The 1,990-nt window shown below is 55.4% G+C and carries 1 protein-coding gene; it reads right to left on the bottom strand.

Translation table 11 applies throughout. The features are described from left to right. Window positions 1-114 precede the first annotated feature (114 nt). Window positions 115-1,809 (bottom strand): phospho-sugar mutase, encoded by a 1,695-nt coding sequence (locus ACEG18_RS09665; RefSeq protein WP_372542579.1) that lies wholly within the window; start codon window positions 1,807-1,809, stop codon window positions 115-117. Between the last annotated feature and the right edge of the window lie 181 nt (window positions 1,810-1,990).

Below are 1,990 nucleotides of genomic sequence, written 5' to 3'. Positions count from 1 at the left end.
ATACACATTTCCTACACATATTAGTACTCTCGGCTGGCTGGTTAAAAACAGGAGGGGACCTCGCTTCCGAGATCCCCTCTTTCGCCTATCTATAGCAATAGACTCTAAAATACCTTATGCCAGCAGCTTGCGACCGGACTCCTCGATCGCGTCAAGTGCTGCATCTGCCTCGACGGCATCCGCGCCCTTAGCGAAGATGTACAGCTTGATCTTGGGCTCGGTGCCGGAAGGACGAACAATACCCTTGTTGCCACCCTCAAGATCGAACTCAATGACATTAGCCTTCGGCAGGCCGTTCACGCAGGTGTTGTAATCAACGACGGCCTCAATCTTGGAACCGGCGAGCTCCGCGGGCGGGTTCTCGCGCAGACCAGCCATGATGCCGGCCATCTTTGCCGCACCCTCAGCGCCCGGATAGCTCAGCGAAATCGTCTTATTGTGATAGTAGCCATACTTCTCGTACAGCTCGTGCATCGCGTCGGCAAGGTTCTGACCCTGCAGCTTGTAATACTGCGCCATCTGGCAAATCAGAAGCGAAGTGCTCACCGCGTCCTTATCGCGCACGTGGTCGCCGGCCAGATAGCCGTAGCTCTCCTCGAAACCGAAGATAAAGCGGTCGACCTCGCCAGCATCGGAAAGCGAGGTAATGATGTCGCCGATGTACTTGAAGCCCGTCAGGCAGCGGCGAAGCTCAAAACCGTACTCGTCGGCCAGAGCGTCAACCATGGCGGAAGAAACGATAGTAGTAACGGCAACCTTCTTAGTGAGGTCCTCACCGCGGGCAGCACGGGTCTTGCAGATATAGTCGAGCAGCAGAACGCCCATCTCATTGCCGGTCAGCAGCAGATAGTCATCTCCATTTTTAACGGCAACGCCAACACGGTCGGCGTCGGGATCGGTTGCAAGCAGCAAATCAGGGTGAACCTGCTCGCAGAGATCGATGCCCTTCTGCATGGCCTGACGGATCTCGGGGTTAGGATACGGGCAGGTCGGGAAATCGCCGTTAGGCTCCTTCTGCTCGGGAACAACCGTGACATCGGTGATGCCAGCGCGCTCGAGCACCGTAGTAACGGGAATGAGGCCGGTGCCGTTGAGCGGAGTGTAGACGAGCTTAAGCGGAGCGTCAGCGATCTCCTCGGCAGAAAGGTTAGTCACGCCGCGCGCGAGAACGGCGTCGTAATAACGCTCGAGGCACGAGTCGTCGATCCATTTAACCAGACCCTGCTCAAGAGCCTCATCAAAGTCCATGGACTTCACGCCGGTGAATGTATCGGTCTCGGCGATAGCCTTAGAAATTGCATCGGCGGCCTCGCTGGTGATCTGGCAGCCATCGGGGCCATAGGCCTTATAGCCGTTATACGGCGCTGGGTTATGGCTAGCGGTCATGCAAATGCCACCGGAGCACTTAAGATCACGGACGGCCCAGGAGAGCGTCGGCACAGGAGAAATCTTGGGATACACGAGGGCAGTCACGCCGTTTGCTGCAAGAATGGCAGCCGTAGTCTTAACGAACAGCTCACCTTTATTGCGGCTATCGCGAGCGATGGCGACCGTCGGATGCTCAAAGGTCGCATTGAGGTAGTCAGCGAATCCCTGGGTCGCACGACCGACCGTATAGATATTCATACGGTTAGTGCCCGCACCGATAGTGCCGCGAAGACCGGCAGTACCGAAGGCGAGATCCTGGAAGAAAGCGTCGGTGATGGCGTCCTCATCACCCTGCTCCTTCATCGTGTTGAGCTCAGCGAGGAGCTCCTCGTCCTTGACATTGGCAATCCAAGTATCAAGCAGCTCATGAACATCTGCCATGTGAGTCCTTCCGTCACAATCAATAAAACGACCCGTGTAAAACAGGACAAGCGCATCAGCGCGCTAAAGCAAATATTAGTCCATTGAGAACAGAGAACCGACCACAGAACGGTGAACGTTTATATTCACCGGTGGATGATTGGATTGATTTAATTACATAGAGAACGTCGCCTTTTAACGC

Origin of the sequence: Collinsella aerofaciens, assembly GCF_041537385.1 — a bacterium.
Lineage (GTDB): Bacteria > Actinomycetota > Coriobacteriia > Coriobacteriales > Coriobacteriaceae > Collinsella > Collinsella aerofaciens_BV.
Note: the sequence above shows the minus strand (reverse complement) of the source record. Positions and strands in the feature narration are given on the sequence as shown.